Origin of the sequence: Paraburkholderia humisilvae (assembly GCF_902859855.1) — a bacterium.
In the GTDB taxonomy this organism is placed as follows: Bacteria; Pseudomonadota; Gammaproteobacteria; order Burkholderiales; family Burkholderiaceae; genus Paraburkholderia; species Paraburkholderia humisilvae.
In genome coordinates this window covers 80,676-96,583 of sequence record NZ_CADIKH010000009.1, presented here as the reverse complement: position 1 = coordinate 96,583, position 15,908 = coordinate 80,676, and the positions used below count along the sequence as shown (strand labels likewise).

The 15,908-nt window shown below is 60.0% G+C and carries 21 protein-coding genes; 6 read left to right on the top strand and 15 right to left on the bottom strand.

The window, feature by feature from the left end:
* The first annotated feature begins 117 nt into the window (after positions 1 to 117).
* On the top strand, positions 118 to 879 hold the full coding sequence (locus tag HV796_RS11390; protein ID WP_175226584.1) for an NYN domain-containing protein: 762 nt from the start codon (positions 118 to 120) through the stop codon (positions 877 to 879).
* A gap of 100 nt (positions 880 to 979) precedes the next feature.
* On the opposite strand, the gene HV796_RS11385 is transcribed toward HV796_RS11390, so the two are convergent.
* On the bottom strand, positions 980 to 1,681 hold the full coding sequence (locus HV796_RS11385) for a competence protein CoiA (RefSeq protein ID WP_175226583.1): 702 nt from the start codon (positions 1,679 to 1,681) through the stop codon (positions 980 to 982).
* A 373-nt stretch (positions 1,682 to 2,054) separates the two neighbouring features.
* Here HV796_RS11385 and HV796_RS11380 point away from each other — a divergent pair, with 373 nt between their 5' ends.
* Positions 2,055 to 2,945: a hypothetical protein gene (locus tag HV796_RS11380; protein WP_175226582.1), complete on the top strand. Its 891-nt coding sequence runs from the start codon at positions 2,055 to 2,057 to the stop codon at positions 2,943 to 2,945.
* Positions 2,946 to 3,198: 253 nt separating this feature from the next.
* On the opposite strand, the gene HV796_RS11375 is transcribed toward HV796_RS11380, so the two are convergent.
* From HV796_RS11375 to HV796_RS11365, 3 genes are all read right to left on the bottom strand, one after another.
* Positions 3,199 to 3,612: a hypothetical protein gene (locus HV796_RS11375; RefSeq protein ID WP_175226581.1), complete on the bottom strand. Its 414-nt coding sequence runs from the start codon at positions 3,610 to 3,612 to the stop codon at positions 3,199 to 3,201.
* A 182-nt stretch (positions 3,613 to 3,794) separates the two neighbouring features.
* Positions 3,795 to 4,394, bottom strand: coding sequence for a nucleotide exchange factor GrpE (locus HV796_RS11370; RefSeq protein WP_175226580.1), 600 nt, complete (start codon positions 4,392 to 4,394; stop codon positions 3,795 to 3,797).
* A gap of 56 nt (positions 4,395 to 4,450) precedes the next feature.
* On the bottom strand, positions 4,451 to 5,023 hold the full coding sequence (locus HV796_RS11365) for a hypothetical protein (RefSeq protein ID WP_175226579.1): 573 nt from the start codon (positions 5,021 to 5,023) through the stop codon (positions 4,451 to 4,453).
* A gap of 318 nt (positions 5,024 to 5,341) precedes the next feature.
* On the opposite strand from HV796_RS11365, the gene HV796_RS11360 reads away from it, so the two are divergent.
* Positions 5,342 to 6,334 carry a hypothetical protein gene (locus tag HV796_RS11360; RefSeq protein WP_175226578.1) on the top strand — a complete coding sequence of 331 codons (993 nt, stop codon included), beginning with the start codon at positions 5,342 to 5,344 and terminating at the stop codon, positions 6,332 to 6,334.
* 159 nt (positions 6,335 to 6,493) lie between these two features.
* Entirely contained in the window at positions 6,494 to 7,210 is a 717-nt protein-coding gene (locus HV796_RS11355; RefSeq protein ID WP_175226577.1) for a hypothetical protein, read from the top strand.
* Positions 7,211 to 7,352: 142 nt separating this feature from the next.
* Here HV796_RS11355 and HV796_RS45655 read toward each other — a convergent pair whose 3' ends face one another.
* From HV796_RS45655 to HV796_RS11325, 6 genes are all read right to left on the bottom strand, one after another.
* Positions 7,353 to 7,769, bottom strand: a complete 417-nt coding sequence (locus HV796_RS45655) for a DUF1653 domain-containing protein (RefSeq protein ID WP_175226576.1) — start codon at positions 7,767 to 7,769, stop codon at positions 7,353 to 7,355.
* 23 nt (positions 7,770 to 7,792) lie between these two features.
* Positions 7,793 to 8,026 (bottom strand): hypothetical protein, encoded by a 234-nt coding sequence (locus HV796_RS11345; protein ID WP_175226575.1) that lies wholly within the window; start codon positions 8,024 to 8,026, stop codon positions 7,793 to 7,795.
* An 80-nt stretch (positions 8,027 to 8,106) separates the two neighbouring features.
* Complete coding sequence (locus HV796_RS11340) at positions 8,107 to 8,745, bottom strand: hypothetical protein (RefSeq protein WP_217477884.1); 639 nt, start codon at positions 8,743 to 8,745, stop codon at positions 8,107 to 8,109.
* Positions 8,746 to 8,913: 168 nt separating this feature from the next.
* Positions 8,914 to 9,933, bottom strand: a complete 1,020-nt coding sequence (locus HV796_RS11335) for a M55 family metallopeptidase (protein ID WP_175226573.1) — start codon at positions 9,931 to 9,933, stop codon at positions 8,914 to 8,916.
* 174 nt (positions 9,934 to 10,107) lie between these two features.
* Positions 10,108 to 10,380 (bottom strand): hypothetical protein, encoded by a 273-nt coding sequence (locus HV796_RS11330; protein ID WP_175226572.1) that lies wholly within the window; start codon positions 10,378 to 10,380, stop codon positions 10,108 to 10,110.
* A 561-nt stretch (positions 10,381 to 10,941) separates the two neighbouring features.
* Positions 10,942 to 11,199: a hypothetical protein gene (locus HV796_RS11325; protein ID WP_175226571.1), complete on the bottom strand. Its 258-nt coding sequence runs from the start codon at positions 11,197 to 11,199 to the stop codon at positions 10,942 to 10,944.
* A 375-nt stretch (positions 11,200 to 11,574) separates the two neighbouring features.
* On the opposite strand from HV796_RS11325, the gene HV796_RS11320 reads away from it, so the two are divergent.
* A complete protein-coding gene (locus tag HV796_RS11320) occupies positions 11,575 to 12,090 on the top strand; it encodes a hypothetical protein (protein ID WP_175226570.1) in 516 nt (171 codons plus the stop codon).
* A 37-nt stretch (positions 12,091 to 12,127) separates the two neighbouring features.
* Entirely contained in the window at positions 12,128 to 12,664 is a 537-nt protein-coding gene (locus HV796_RS11315; RefSeq protein ID WP_175226569.1) for a hypothetical protein, read from the top strand.
* A gap of 428 nt (positions 12,665 to 13,092) precedes the next feature.
* On the opposite strand, the gene HV796_RS11310 is transcribed toward HV796_RS11315, so the two are convergent.
* The 5 genes from HV796_RS11310 to HV796_RS11290 all read right to left on the bottom strand — a co-directional run bounded on the left by HV796_RS11310 (position 13,093) and on the right by HV796_RS11290 (position 15,901).
* Positions 13,093 to 13,476 carry a hypothetical protein gene (locus tag HV796_RS11310; protein WP_175226568.1) on the bottom strand — a complete coding sequence of 128 codons (384 nt, stop codon included), beginning with the start codon at positions 13,474 to 13,476 and terminating at the stop codon, positions 13,093 to 13,095.
* A 25-nt stretch (positions 13,477 to 13,501) separates the two neighbouring features.
* Entirely contained in the window at positions 13,502 to 14,479 is a 978-nt protein-coding gene (locus HV796_RS11305) for a hypothetical protein (protein ID WP_175226567.1), read from the bottom strand.
* Between the two features lie 54 nt (positions 14,480 to 14,533).
* Complete coding sequence (locus HV796_RS11300; RefSeq protein WP_175226566.1) at positions 14,534 to 15,349, bottom strand: class I SAM-dependent methyltransferase; 816 nt, start codon at positions 15,347 to 15,349, stop codon at positions 14,534 to 14,536.
* 118 nt (positions 15,350 to 15,467) lie between these two features.
* A complete protein-coding gene (locus HV796_RS11295; RefSeq protein ID WP_175226565.1) occupies positions 15,468 to 15,743 on the bottom strand; it encodes a hypothetical protein in 276 nt (91 codons plus the stop codon).
* An 11-nt stretch (positions 15,744 to 15,754) separates the two neighbouring features.
* Positions 15,755 to 15,901 (bottom strand): hypothetical protein, encoded by a 147-nt coding sequence (locus HV796_RS11290; protein WP_175226564.1) that lies wholly within the window; start codon positions 15,899 to 15,901, stop codon positions 15,755 to 15,757.
* Positions 15,902 to 15,908: the final 7 nt, after the last annotated feature.

Sequence of the window (15,908 nt, the reverse complement as noted above, 5' to 3'; positions counted from 1 at the left end):
TCTTCCTGTCCGGATGTGTTGACATGCGGATGATACCGCTCGCCGACTCCTGCCCTGCACGACCTTGAAACGGGAGGTGCCCCTGGTATCGTGGATTCAATGACGAACGGAACCAACATGAACGACACCAACCAACCGCGCCTTGCCCTGCTGATCGACGCCGACAATGCTTCCGCAACGGTCATTTCCGAAGTGCTCCAGATCGCCTCGAAGTTCGGCAAGGTGATCATACGCCGTGCATTCGGCGACTGGACCACTTCAAACCTCGGTAGCTGGAAATCCCAGCTCCACCGCAACGCGATCCAGCCAGTTCAGCAATTCGCCTTCTGCTCGGGGAAAAACGCCACCGACTCAGCGCTGATCATTGACGCGATGGACATCCTCTACACCGAGAACGTCGATGCCTATGCCATTGTGTCTAGCGACAGTGATTTCACGCGCCTGGCGACCCGCCTGCGCGAATCCGGCAAGGTTGTGCACGGCTTCGGTGAGCGCAAGGCTTGCGAGGCCTTCGTAGCCGCGTGCGACACATTCACGTGGGTCGAGGATCTGAGGACACCGGCGGAGCCGCCCAAGGTGACCCCGCTGATCAAGGCTGATATCCAGGGGCTCTTCGCAAGCGCCGTGCGTGCCGCGGCGAAGGACGGTGGCTGGGTGAACCTGTCGCACGTCGGTGCCGAACTCCGCAAGGCTCAGCCCAGTTTCGATTCGCGAATCTATGGCGCCTCGTCGCTAAGCGTGCTGGCGAGCAGCCAGAAGCACATAGAGTGCCGTCGTGTTCCAGACGCACCGGGAAGCCAGAATACCCATCATGAAGTCCGGCTTCTTCCCGCCAAGAATCAAACCATCGTGGAAATCGAAGAACTGGCCGTCGCCTAGTCCGATGGCGCCGACGGGGTCGGGATTGCGTCGCTTGTGAGCACGACGCTTTTTCGCTAACCTCGAAGCAATCAAGCGCGATCGAACTCCTGACCTCTTGCTAGACATCGGCGATGATCCACCGCCCTTCGTCGTAACGGAACCTCTGGTCTTTAATCGCCTGCACCCAGGAAAGAAGATCGATGCTCAGGTCCGGGCCCAGGATCCTCTGGCCACCTTCATTTTCGATCATCGAGAACGGGAGTTCGGGCAATCCAAAACCCCTGGGCGCTGGATCAGGCCAGCGCCCACCGTGTCGCTCCTTGATGACTCGCGTTGCAACTGCCTTGGATAGCGTAAAAAACCTCGGCCTATACAGCAGCCAGTAGCACTCCCAGCCGCCGTCCTGGTAGCGGCGTTGCCTGCGAACATACTCGGCCAAAGTCTGTTGCGATTGTTGAATCTCGATTGCTATCTGCCTATTTCCGACACGAACGTGCACGTCCGCGATCCATCGACCGACGGTTCCGCGTCCCGGTGATTCAACTGAAGCCAATGAGACCACTGACGCGAACGCATCAAAGACGCTGGCCTTTGTTTCTTCATGCCACACCGACTCCGGTGCGTTTCCACACTCGCCGGACGCATGCGCGAAGAACCGGAGCCCACCCATGCTCGTCTTGGGGACCATAGGCGCGTTGCAACATGCCCCTCTGAATTGCCCCAACACGTGACCTTGCTTCAAGGCCGACCAGTCACTTTCGCTTAGTTCACTTGCGTACACGAGCTGCGCCGTTGCCGCGATGATCGCTTCGTCTGACACTGCATCCTCCAATCGACCGACCGTATTCCAGCTCTCGTTGCCCGGTCGCCATCCGGTCCGGATACTAGATTATGAATCACTCGCCACCTATACCGTTCGTCCTGACCCGGCCACAAGATAGCAAATCCCCGCGCTCCAGAGATGGTGTACGGCCGTCCTCGCGCCACGGCACGCATGTTCGCCCGATCGCACAGCTACCTACGCACTCCGTCCCGCCGTGAAGAAAGTTGGTCAAGGTCACACTTGAGCACCTCAAATCTCCCGGAACGTGCTGTTTTAGGCCCCGAATTGCGCTTGCTCGGCGCTATGACATCGGTATCGTTGAGAGCTGCAATTCCCAATCTGGCTTGCCCCTTAGAAACAGGTTCTCACCGTGCCGTATAGCCCGAAAGACGTCGACCTTATCGTCGAAAACCTCCTCGCCCGCCGCGAGGATCTGGAAGCATCAATTCCCGGCATCAAGCTTTCGCGCGACGCGATCGCAAAGGCGCTCGACCTTCACGATCATCTGGTCCGGTCCGGCCTGCCCGGCAGTGGCCACGTCAACCCGTCTGCCCCGAGCAAATCTGCCCTGCTGCTGCGGATCCTGAGCGGCAAGCGGCCTCTGTGCTTCCGGCCGCCTACCTCCCACTCCTACCCGCACTACGAGCTCGTCGAAGAACCGGAGGTCCGGAACGTCGGGTTGGGCGGCCCGACATCCCTAGGCAGTATGCTGAACGGTACTGGCGGCGCTTCCGGCACCACCGGCATGGCCGTAAACCAGTGTCTCTATGCGCTCGTCGGCATGAATTCGGTAGCAGAAGGGATCATGACGATGTTGCTCGATGCCGAACGTTTCAACGGTCGCAAGTTCCTCGAGCTGGCCGATCAGTCGCCAATCTGGACGCTCAAGCATGGGGAATGGCCAGCCTGGGAGCTGACCACCGGCTTGTCCCCCAATGGCACAGGGCTTCGCTACGCCGTCGACCGTCCGGTGCCGGCCAAGCGCCAGGACGTGCTTTTCGGGGGCTGGGGTGCCCCCATCAACCCGATCGTTGTCGAGCGCGGCGAAGACCGTATCGCAGCGGCAAAGGCGCGCAAGGCGGCAGCACTGCGTGCGGACTCGAGTATGACCGGCGTTGAACGAATGCTCGCGCTCGATGAAAGCGACGTCTACCCTGGGCATCCTGCGCAGTACGACCTGCTGAACTTCACGCGGCGCGTGTGGGTCATGCGCAAGTCTGCCGAGTGGGAAGGCTTCGAGATTCCCTATCTCGACGCCTGAAACGGACGGGCGGGCAGTGCCATCGGCCCTGTACGTCGGCAGCTCAACTGTTCCAGCGGCCATTCCATCGGCTCAGCTTCTCTACCAATGGCGGCCCGAATTGTCCGGGGGCAGTCTTCAGCTCCTGAAGGTCAGCGGCACGATGACCGCTGTCTGGTCCGGCAACCGCGTGCTTGCGGACGGATGCTTCTTCTGTCTAGCTGACTAACGGTGCTCGCGTGCACCGCGTTTCCAATATGCGTTGTGGTGTGTTCTAGTCAAGACGAGCTTTAACGTATATCAGCGCCCCGAGTATCAACGACCCGCCGAGTGCGGTAAGCCATTTCCGCTCGAGCAACATGTGCGCGTCACCGCACAAGAATGCCGCGAAGCCCAAAGCGAGGAAAACCATGACCGGCAGCATGATTGAGAACGTCGCATCGACCGTTTTCGGTGACGGCCACAGAACAAGTAACGCACCAAACAACGAACCGACGAGCCCGAATACGGCCCCGGCACCGAGGAATAAAAGCGCCAGGTGTACTCCCATGTTGTCCACGGCTTGCGTGCCAATCAGACCGCAGGAGAGGCTGCTCGCGGTCGTGACAACGACGAAGATGCGCGCAATGCGAAACACCTTCCTGCGATTCTCGCGCGGCGCGTTCTGTCTCAACATGTTCATGTTCAATGCCTTTCGTTTACTCACGGCCGCGGGGGTCAGGGACGGAACTCATAAAGTGTGCTTGTCGTCAAACCAGCCGTTTGAAACGGCATGACGCGAAGATGACGTATGTGACGGGTTCGGTAGTGGTTCGTTTGAACGCGTCGCCCGACATCGCCCGGCGGAAATCTGTTCAGAAAAACGGCGGGTTAGCTGCCCGCTGTGTCGTTAGTGAGACTGTCCAGTTTCGCCTGTGCGTCCGGTGACAGTTGAAGGCTGTTCGGCAGATTGTCGATTACTGCGGCGACGTCCCGCGCGAAGCCGTCACCACCTTCGACTTTGGCGAGTGCGATCACGTCCGTCTCGCATCGATTCGGCTCGTTTTTCGGCTCAAGCGTCGTCGTCGCGAGTCGCCCGTAACGCTGCGTCACGACAGTCTTCTCGTCGACGCACGGTTTGTAGTGAGCGGCCACCATCTGCCCCGCCTTGCCGCTACCCGATATCCTGGCCCAGGCCGCATCGTCGCTCTGATCGATCGCTGTAATTAAATCGTCAGCCGCGTGTTTCATCGTGAGATCGAAACCGAAGGTCAACACAAGGCATGCCGCGCCGGCCGCGAAGATCAGGCCTTCTGGAGGCTTCTCGCGCCGACACAGGCTCTCAATGATGACGGCAACCAGGTGCGCCATCATTCCGCCAGATACCGCTACCCACCACGGGCCGACAAAGAGTACCGATAGGACGAATCCGATCGGGAAACGCCTGGCCCGCTTGCCGAACATGATGGCCCCCGCAACGTATGCGGTCACCGCCGTAATCGCGCTTATGATAATTGCGTGAAAAAGATGATGAAGCATGCTGGCCCTTACCGATCGAAGTACCGTCCGTTTTGAAGCGGCTCGTTTCTGCGACGCGGCGGCACGTAGATGCGCGCGGCGTTGTCCATGAACGGAATGCGATTACGGATGGCGCGATCCCAATTATGACGCGGGTCCGGAAACTTCTTCAGTAGTCGGCCCAGGTAGTAGCCGCTATCGAGCGCCTGAGCGAGCACGAAAGCAAGGTCGAACAGCGCCATGCGCTTCAGGAATATCCGCTCACTTTCCTTCACAAACTTTGCGCTGAGAAGCGGCAGCTTGTACATGACGTTGACGTTGTACTGAGCTTCTGACGCGGCGTAATCCTGGATATTGAATCGGCCTTCCGGCGCGACATCCTTAAGCAGAATCCGCAGCGACTCCAGCCGCGCGAAGTGCTCTCCGGGGACCTTGAGGAATTCCGGATCCTTGGTAAAACGGATGTTCACCAGGCCCCGTTTGCCGTTTTCGACAGGACGGGAAGATGTCGCGACGTCGGCTTCGAGCATGGCCTCCGCGGCAAGCACCAGATCAAAGCGCTTGATCTCTTCCCAGGCATGTTCAGCTTGATACCTTCCCATCTTGTTCCATTCCCCCCGCGCTCAAGCGGTTTGGCGCGCCAGCCCGCTCGGCTTGATGACCAGTTCGATTCATGCCCAGTAATTTACGGCAGTCCGGCATCCTGTCTTGAGTCTCAGCATCATCTTTTTTCTTGCTGGGAACTCAGGTGCACGAGTGAAAGCCTATCACGCAATACATCCGAAACCAGCCCCAGCGAATATCCGCGCAAGATCGGCGCGCGTACCCCCTAGAAACTGAGTTTGCGATGTTTAGCATGGGATCTGTCTGGCTCGCAGCGCGTGTGCGCTCCGAGTTGGCCTAACCTACAGGAGCTGAACATGATCAAGCGAAAGGGCAATTCCCCGGTCGCAGGCGAGCAACTCGTCATCCCCATCGACGTCGATCTCACATTCCAGACTGGCGTCAAGAAGAAGGCATTCGAGGGCACGAAGTCGGCCGACCTGTATCGCCCGCTCATCGAGAAGATCCGGGTGATCGACGGCTTCAACCCGCGCATCAAGACCCGGAAGTACCGCCTCGGCATCGAAAAGCTGGCTCGCGACATGGTCCGCAGCGGTTTCGACGAAACCCAGACGCTCACGGTTTTCCTCATCTACGAGAACGAACATCACATCATCTGCCTGCACGACGGCCACCGGCGCCTCGAGGCCGTGTTTCTCGCTAACCAGTACCTCGCCGCCGAGGGCAAGCCGCGCATCGAGCGTGTGCCGGTCACGATCACGGAAAAGAACGACAGCAAGTCCCTCAACATCGGCGTGGTCCGGCGAAATGACAAAGAGCCGCTGACCGTTCTCGAGAAGGCCATCCTCGCCCGCCGCCTGAACACCGTTGACGGCATGTCCCCGGAAGAGATCGCGGTGGAGATGCAGGACAGCGAAGGCGAACTCACGCCCTACTACATCGAAGGCTTGCTTCTGCTGGCGGGCGCCGAGCGGGGTATTCACGAAATCGTCGCTGAAGACAAGATCTCGGGGACGGAGGCGATCAAGCAGATCCGGAAGCACAAGGCCAATGCCCTGTCGTTCCTGCAGCGCGCGACTGACGGCAAGGAGCATGTGCGGCCCCGGGACCTTCCCGGAGCTCTCGTCAAGCGCGTGACGAAGAAGATCGCGCCCCGTCTTGTCACGGCGGTTCGCGAGCTCGAGGCTGACCCGGCCTACGATCAACTCAAGGAAGAAACGCGCCTGAAGATCAAGGACCTGATGGACCGACTCAGCGACGCGGAGAAGAAGGATCCCCCGCTTACCGAAGACAACCCAGGCGCGACATCCGCGGCAAATCCGGAAGCAACCGGTAAGGCTAAAAAGTGAGTCGAGCCGGGCGGTTCGGAAAATCGCCCGGCGAGCCCGCACCGTTGATAACGGAGCGTTAGACGTTGCACTTTTTAACGCTTTCGGTTGCCACATCGGCTGTGTTTTGCGCGATCCTGTCGAAACACGTAGGGCGTGGCCTGTCGGTCGTCTGGATCGATGCTGGCCGCATGGCTTTCAAAAAAATTGGATTCGAAAAAACGCGTCGCCATGAATTTCACCGAGTGGTTCGGTTCCTTGCCTGAAGATGAGCGCGCTGCTATTGGCAGCGCGCGTGACGCCGAATCCGGCTGGAACGCAGCCATGCTTGTTCTGGCCGCTTCGGAAGAACCGGAGATATCGTCCCGGCGCGTCCGACTGGTGGAATCCCTTCGAAATGCACTGAAGGAGCCACCAGACGTCAGTCACTCGCCTACCTCAACAGTGGCTCGCGTGAACCGCGAGGATATGCGGGATGCCATCCAGTTGCTCTCTGCACGCTCACCCTGGCCGTCGACCAGCGTCATCAACGCGCTCCAACTCGCCACCGAAATCTTGTGCAATGTGGACCATCCGCAGGAGGCTGCACAGATCGCATTGCTCCTGGGCGAACATGGGAGTCTGGACGAAGCGGAGCGAGCTAGTACGGACAAAGCCGATCTCGCGTTCGTCGACCGACAGGCCGCGATCGATGCCGTCCTCGGGGGTGTACACGAGCTATGGCTATCCGATACCGGATTCCCTACGCAGGCGGCCAGCGCCCCGCTACAAGACCGTAGCAGGCCGTTTTGCAGGATCTGCTGGCGAGACGACGAGAGTGTCGTGCGACCGTATTGGACGCTCGCGGAGGATCAATCCGGGACGATACTGGAGGCGATCGTCCCTTCCATTGGATAGGCCCGAGGTTTTGTGGTAATCGGGATCCTCGCGACCCGACAGCCAGCTCAACGGTGGGTGCGATGTCGGAGGAGTCGTATCCCGGCGCATCAGGTGAACGTCGTGAGTCCAACAGTCAGAACCTGGCTCAATCCGCCCTGCGTCAATCTCGCTCTGAGATTTCTACGTAACGCTGGACTGGTCTGCCGTCCACCTCGATCCGCTCGAAAAACAAGTCTTTGGGACTGCACCGGATCGATCCATCCTCTGCCCGATAGATGACCATTGCCGTATGGTCTCTCTCCGTTGCGGCCTCGCATACGAGCTCGCAAATACCGCCCTCGTAGTGCCGGTACCGGATCGGATCCTTTGATTCGACAGACTTCTTCTTTCCCTCGCTCTCCGACTTCGCCAGGAACAAAAAAAGAAGGACTGCCAATACGAAACAAAGACCAGCAGCGATGCCATTGCCGATCGCCCCGCCGGCCAGCAAGATCGCAATCGCGACAATCACGCATCCGATACCGATGTTGTCGTTGATTCGATCCAGTTGGGCCTCAATGCCCTCAGGCTTGCTCATTCAGCACGTTCCTCGCAGTCGCACTATTTCGGGTTACGGCAGAACTGCTTCTTGCGACCGTCGACAATGCGGATCGCTACGGGCGTGCCGTGGTCCTCCGTAAGCCCCCACAGGCACCCTTTGCTGTCGAGCACGGCGCCCACCATCCAGATCGGCTGCGCGTCACGGTAGAGCAGTTCGACGGCTTTCTTTTCGTCGGCCGACGCAGCATGGATGCCCACGACCATAAACAGCATCACGAGCGCAAGCTTCTTCATATCTTCACTCCCCTGTCTTGCCGGCTACCGGCCGGTTCGGGGCGCGTCAACGCCTGGTGTTCTTCTACCCAGCAGCACAATCAGCTTTTTGACGTCTTCATCCGACAGAGCACGATCGTCAGAAGCCAGGCAAACAGCAGTCCGGACAGACTGGCAAGCAGCTGCATGGTGATGATTTCGGTCGTTTGCGTGTGGTAAATGTGCTGGCCAAGCCCCCACGACAGCCCAAAGGTGTTCCAGACGACCAGCGAGATGAACAACGCCGTAGCTAAGGGGTGCCGGCGCATCGCGTCCATCACACGTGCCGGCGCTGACATGAATGCGATGACAGCCAGGTCGGTCAGCGCGGCAGAAAGCATCCACAATGGCGACCAGTTAGCCCAGTGATGCAAAACGACCGGGAAAGCAGCGCAGACCAGCAACCATGCCAGGATCTGATCCGCGGGAAACGACCGGTTCTGGTAATGCTTCCGGACGCTCCCCTCGAGCATCGCGAGGCCCTGTACCAACAGAAGGCCGAGCCAGAAGTAAAGCATTCCGGAGGCGATGTGCTCCAACTGCGCAGGCATATTCGGTCCCAGGCCCCGTTCAGCGTGCCGCAGCCGGGTAACCGGCTCGAACGATTGCGCGAGGCCGCGATGCGCCTGAGTGACTACTGCGGCCGCCACCCAGATTCCCGCATGGAAAGCAAGTTTTCGTCTGGTCAAGTTGCGTGTCATTTTCTTGGTTCAATAAGATGGTGATGGTGCGACTTCGGTTCGGAGTTTTCGTGCTGCACATCGGCCGCGAGAGCTCACAATCGGCCGGCGACACAATAGCCCCGCTTTTTATCCCTTGGCACCCGTGCTTTGTCGACGGTGCAGAGCCGTTTGGTCGATTCCCACCGGTCAGGTCAGTGCAGGAAGTCGTTCAACGAACCGCTGGAATGCTCCGTAGGTATCCAGAATCGATCCGGTCCGAATCCGATACTTGCTTTGCGCTACGCGCTCGACCTCGGTGTCGCCATCGACTTCGTACCCTGCATGGATCTCGACTTCGAATTGTCCAGGCTGATGCCGCGGAAGTTCCGGTCTCGTGCCCAGAGCCAAACCATGAATCGCTGTATAGGCGTTGCCGACGATTTCACGCATGACTTCGATGCGCGTCCGATGTCGCACGACGCCGGCGGCATCGACAGATTTTGTCGACGTCGTCAGGCATCCGATATCACCGCTGATTTCGTCACAGGCAGCCTGATCTCCGGCAACCATGACCACCGGAACGCCCCGCCCGGCCGCCAGCCGGGCGAGCATGCCAGGCTCTCCGACCTCTTGTCCGTCGATCGACAGTCGCCTGATTCGCTCGGTATAGGTGTGGGGCAAGCACGCCGCCCCCGCGCCGGCACGAGCATGCCACCCGATCAGCATGGTTGCGTCCGCGCCCAGCATCGCCCGTATCGCCGCGTTCGAACCGCGCAACACCTGACAGTCGAAGTCCGCTTCAGCCAGATTGGTGTCGTTCCAATGGCTGTCCGCGACAACGACTTCCCGCGCCCCGGCCGCGCGGGCGCCAGCCACCGCCATCAGTACGTCCAATGTCATGGCGCGGCAGGCCGCGTCGTACGCTTCCGTGCGCTGCCCGCCTGTCATCTCCGCCGGCGTCACAGCTGCCCACTTGTTCGGGACTCCCGTCACTCCTTCCATATCGGCCATGATCACCACGCGGCCGATTCCCTTCGGGATTTCGAGAAAATCGTACTCCTCGAAGAAGGTCTTTTCCGCTGAGGTCATCAGCGTCGTCGGCCACCGGTTCTCATTGAGATGCATTACCGAGACCGTCGAGTACGACCACCGGTCTATTGACGGGACCACGATAGCCGGCGTTCCTGACATGCGATCGCGCACGAGACTTCCGATTTGAACTGTCATGAAGATTCATCCTGCGAATGATTTCAGCCTAATGTGAAACCGCGCGGTCAAGCCACAAGCTTTCCTATCAAGAAGCACGTGTCGTTGCGCCCGCCAGTATCTTAACGGTCGGCATCAACCCAGCAGTTAACGGCAGTCTCACGGTAAAATTAAGCTCCTGCATCCTGCTCGCCGTCAGGCCCAACGGACACGCTTTTCCGCATGAACCGCTACGCGCTCGGTTCGTTCGACCTCGTCGCGGGGAAGCCAGTACTTCCCCCGTTCCAGTTGGGAAATAATGTCCCAATGCTGGATCTCCGTCGCAACGCTGATATCACTTCGCATGCCATTGACGACCGGATAGAGGTACCAGAAGTCCGGAAACTGACTCTCGCGTTCGAGCCGGAACCGCAGGTTGCCGTCGATCAGAATGTCGTAGTTCCCCGCAGCGTCGTGTTCGTAACACACGCGACTGGCGTGCTTGCTGGAACTCGTGCGACCACGGATTGTGGAGTGTCGGGTAGAAACCGGCATACGAGCCTTGCGTTCAAATGATGTATCGGCTCATTCTGCCGCGCGAGGCTTCCAGTTCAAGCCCTGACAAAAAAATGGCCCCAGACTGGGTACGGGGATCCCAGCGTGGGGCCAAGGCAGTCGACGTAGCAACGTCGATCCGAGGGACGGTAATGAAGAAGTGCCGTCGAGTCGATCCTATCACAAGCGTCGATAAACTTCCCATCAGGAAGTTAAAAAGATTTCGGCACACCAACCGGACCGGCGATTGAAAAAATGCTGCTCGCATTGCGACAAACCCGCCGTCCGGCCCGATCCAAATTCAGCCAGGACGTGGTTGCTAATAGCGCGTCGCGCAGCCGGCTACATTAGTGGTGCGACCGGGTCCTGGATGGGTTGAGCCCCTTGTCGCAACGCCACCGTCGTGGCTAACCGAGCGTTTGTCTTTCGAGTCCCGCCAGGACATCACGCCAGTTCTTCCACGTCATCCGAAGCCCGGCTACGCGAGATGACATTTTAGTGCAGCTTCTCGCCCCAGCCGTGCGCGGCGGGATCGACGATCGGACAGGCTTGCCGGATGAGCTTGTCGAACTCGCAGTCGATCTCTCTCCAGTCGTCAGCGTCGGCGAAAATCAGCCGACCGTGACCGGTGCCGATGTAGCGCACCAGATTGCCGTGAATCTCGTACTCGTCGCCTTGTGCGTCGAGCTCCACGAAGGTGCAGCAGTACATCGCACCGGCTTCGAGAGGGTTGCCCGCGTGGTCCGTAGTCATGGTAGCGGACTCGTGCGCGGGAGCGAGCGATGCCGAGGAAGCCATCAAGGCGTTGTTCGGTACGGTCATGAGTATCCTTTGGTTATTGGCTGGTTCGCCATGTGGTCACTATAGCGACGCATGCCCGTCAAACAAGGCCCCGATGAGGCTCGCTTGAAATGGGCCTATCGACAATCTTCGGAGATCGCTTCTCAGCTGGAATCGGGTGAGCTTTTCCGGGAAAATGGCTTCGGAAAATTTCATGGGCGGCCTGATCGCGTTGTGGCTTTCGACCGTTCCTGATAGCAAGATCCGGATGTACGAGCCGTACCCTTGAATGGCGCGCCCACTCTGCAATACTCCGCCCATACCCGACCACGAGGAACCGAAGTCGATATGCAACTCGCTCACACCCATCCGCGGCGCGCGCCGGCACGACCCGCTGCTGGTGCCCTACCGCTTGGCTCGATTCTCGGCTCGGTCGAAATTCCGGGACACGTCATTCGCCTCTCGGACGACCTGGCTGACAAGTTCTACACGGTCGCCGAGGAGAACGAGTTCTGCGGTGACCAGGTTGAGACCTACGCTACACCGCGCTGGGCCAGCCGCGACAGCGCCGCGTGGCTTCCTGATCTCGTTACGTTCGGCTACCGTCGCGCCGACAGCGGCTACCGGGGCCGCGAGGAACAGCTGGTGGCAACCGCCTCCGCAGACATGCACACGGACGACGAGGGCCTGGTCCTGATGGTGGTGCTGCACAACGACGGCTTGACCTTCCGGCAAGGAAGGGTTCGCCACAAGCCGAAAGCGGGAGACTGGTTCATCTTCGACGATCGTCTTCCGCATGGCGTTGATGAGGCGCCCGGCCGAGCAGCGTTCCTCGGCTGGAACATCCCGATCGTCCCGCTCTGATCGAAGATACCCCTACCTCAATCCCTCCAGGAATACGATGAAGCAACAGGACATCAAGATCGGCTACGTCTATACCGACGGTAAGGCGGGTTTGCGCCGCGTAACGGCTGCCGGGCCGGAATATAAGCTGTACGACGGCCAGGAAGAGACAGACTGCCTCCAGTACGAGATCGTTGCGAGCGCGGTGGCAGGATCGATCGTCGAGCGCGGCCGGTCGGCTGCCGGCAAGCCGCTCGCCAACTCGACGCGCCAGTCGTTCGCGGCATGGGCAAAAGCAGCGGTGCCGGTCGACCAGCTTGAGCAGAAAATCGCCGAGATTGGCGCGAAGCGCGTCAAGCTCACGCCGCCGCAGGCCAAGCTCATGCGCACGTTCGAGCCGGCGGACGATCTCAACACGGGCAGGAGCTGGTGCTGTGAGCCAGACGAGCTGCGCACCGCTCGCGCCTGCCAGGACAAGGGCCTGCTTACGCTCGAGGACGAGCCGTGTCCGCGCAAGCGTTTCGAGGTCAGGCTGACACGCCTCGGCATTGAGGTCGCGCGACTTGTAATCACTAACGCGCAGGCGCCGGAGTGACCATACTCCGCATGACGACGGCCGGCCTTCCCCTGTCTTCTTTGTCCAGAACAACTACGTCAAGCGGCTGATCCATTCCGGTGTCGGCTTTCATCCCGATCTCTCAGTTGCCTTGACGACGAGGCATCGTCCCCCAAAGAACCGGTTCCGGAGACCTGGTAAACTTCCTCTTGCGTCAGCGCAAGTTCCCGATAGACATCCTTCTGATCGGTACCGTTGGCTTTCGGGATACACGTCTTCGAATCAATCATGGCCTTGACTCCTTTCGGTTAACATTTCGGCAAAATCATCTGACGACGCACGAGCGTCAGCTCGCGCGCAATCAAACTCGGGATCGGGGCTGGCGTCTTCGACCCTGCAAATCATGGTCGCCGACATTAACGCCGCGTCATACTTCGTCGTTGCTTTGACCTTCGCATGGCACCTGTCTACGTTCGACTGCGCCGCCATAACCTGGCGGGCTTTCGGTCGGCGACCGTCACACCGTCCCGCTCGAGCTCGCAGCGGGTCTTTCCGGTATCGAGGTCCGTGACCAGCCAATTGCCGCTGGACAGGGATGTGACGCGCGTGCGCGGATATCGCGCCTCTATAGAAACCCGGCGCCGCTCGGCGCGAATCACCAAGAAGGTGACAACAGGCCTCGCCAGAATTCGGATCACGAGCAGGAGCACGAGCGGGCCGACGAAGACGGCAGCGGCAATTTCCAGTGCGGATCTCGCTGAATGCCCAAAGTGTGTCGCGAAGCTGAACGTGACGATCGCATCCACCAGCCACCACAACCCAATGAATCTAGCCATGCCAAATCCAAACATACCCAACTCCTGACGGAAAACAGATTCAGACGGCGAATACATCGTGCTCGGCCAGCCTTTCAAGTCCGATCAGTGAGTAATAGGCCTCGTCAACCTCCGCCACGTCGAGCCCGACGGATGTGACCTTGCTGCCATCGGCCGCAAAGACGGTCGTGTAGCCTGTGCCATCGTCCTTGTTGAAGCGGCGCCCGCGATAGAAGCAAGCAAGGACCGTCGGCATGCCCGGGTGTTCGAACAGCGCGCAACTGGGCCACGCGTCCATTTGGTCAGCCTGTGCGGCCGGCTCCTCCGGATCGCACGCGTTGAAGATCCGGTCCGTTTCGTTCCAGACGTACAGACGAACAACGCTGGCTTCCCGACTTCCTTCCGGCGCGTGCCGATTCCACCAGTCGCATAGATGGCGGACAGCCGGATGAGCCTCGTAGTCCTGCTTGTCGCGTGCTCGCAGATGGCTTTGTTCGAGCAGATCGATGGAGATCTCGAGCGCCTGATAGGAACCGGTAAGGGTCTTGTTCGCCCGTACGTTATCCAGACCAGGCCGCTGGGCGCGCTTGGCAGCCGAGACGCGCGTGCCGTGGAAATCTGCGACGCTGCGGAGTTCCAGCCCTGCAAGATGCTTGAGGGCCTCGCTGCGCTTCGGATGATCCGGATTGTTCCAGATGCCCCACATCCATTCGTTGACGCGATACACGAACACGAACTTCTGGCCGACCGAACTTTCCGGGCTCAATGCGATCGCTTCGTCAAGCGAGCCTGCGTCGATGTCCGATTCCTTCTTCCATGATCCGTACGTATCGTTGCGGTCGAGCCTGCGCAGACTATCGATACCGCTCGCGGCCTCTTCCGGTTCTACGAACTTGCCCGCAAAACTGACGTGGAACGAGGAGCGCATCTCGCGCACGGCGACGCCCGTCACCCGGCCATCCGGCAGTTCGCGCAGCACGAGTTCGGGGTGGCCGTGAAATTCTTCGGGATCGTTGGTCCGCGTATCGGTTTCCTGCATGGAATTCTCCAGAGAGGGTTGGCTATTACGACAGTGAAGATGTGACGGGCACCTTCACGCCGCCACCTGCTGATATCCGGACGCAAGCGCCCATCGTGAAGGACCAACCCGGCGACCGATGCGTTGCAACTGCTGGCGCACCTTTTCCTGCCAGTACCGATTCGCGGTCGGCCGGGCGCCTTCGATCTCGCGATAGATTTCCCGCAAGGTAGCTTCGCCACCCAGGGCCTCGAGCGCCGCACGCGTTATGGCCGTCCACACCGAGCGCTCGCCCTGTGCGAGCAACGCACGGTAGCGTGTCTCAAGGCGAGCGACCGCGGCGGCCTCGTGATAGAGCGCGAATCCGATCAGACCGTGCCGGCCCTTTGTGAGGCGCGCGAAGCACAGCGGGTGCGACAGCCGCGGAAACACGTTGCGCGGCAGCATTTGCTGGTCCATGCTCCAACGCGCCGACAACGCCTCAACGGCGCTCGCCGTCTGGAAAACAAACGCCGGCAGGATGAAGCCGACCTCACCGTCGCGCGGCAGAAGATCCCACGCACGGTCGAGGAACTGCATAACCACGGCGCTCTTGAATGGCGGATTGCCTAACAGGAGCGTCGGCCGGAACGGCAAATCGACCGAGCGGAAATCGCCCACCAGTACCTCGCGGCCACTGCTCTCGCGCGCCCGCGCCGCCAGGTCCGGGTCGATTTCCACACCGATTGCCGGCACATAGTCGGGCAGAGCGCGCAGGAATGCGCCCTCCCCGCACGACGGCTCGGCCACGCGATCCCACATACCCAGCCCTGGATAGAAGCGATCAACCAGTGCTTGCGCTACCCACTCCGGAGTAAAAAACTGGCCCAGCTCCGCTCGCCGCGCGCTCATCGGCGGCCTCGCTGGTTCTCGGTGCAGATCGCATCGAAACGTGCGACCCAGCGTGGCTCGTGCTCCTGCGGCTCCATTTGTACGGGCGCGAAACAGTTAATCGCCATCGCGCGCTCCATCAGATCGTGCCGCCAGCCGTGCGCTGCTGCGATTCTTGCTGACCGTCACCGCGCCCATGCCACTGGTGGTTCCCACACCGATGCAATGACCCGCCGGCCGCGCCGCCGCCCGGCGTCGGGCCGCCGCAGTGATGGTGATGGTGGTGGTGGAAGCCGGTACCGGGCTCGCCATCATGCAATCCAGCGTCTGGTGCCTGCTGGGCATGGGCTGCGATGCTGACGCTGAGCGCCGAGATCGCAAGTACGCAGCGAAGAGAGGTCATGTTGATCGGCATTTGCCTCTCTCTCAGTGAGCCATCAAGGCGGCATAGCCGCTGAGGAGGAGGATTCCGGCGATCACGAAGACCTGGGCATAGTTGACCAGCGTGACAACGCCGCCCGAAGTCTTTTTCTGCTTACCCAGTTCAGCCGTGGTGATATTTTTCTGATTCATTTGAACG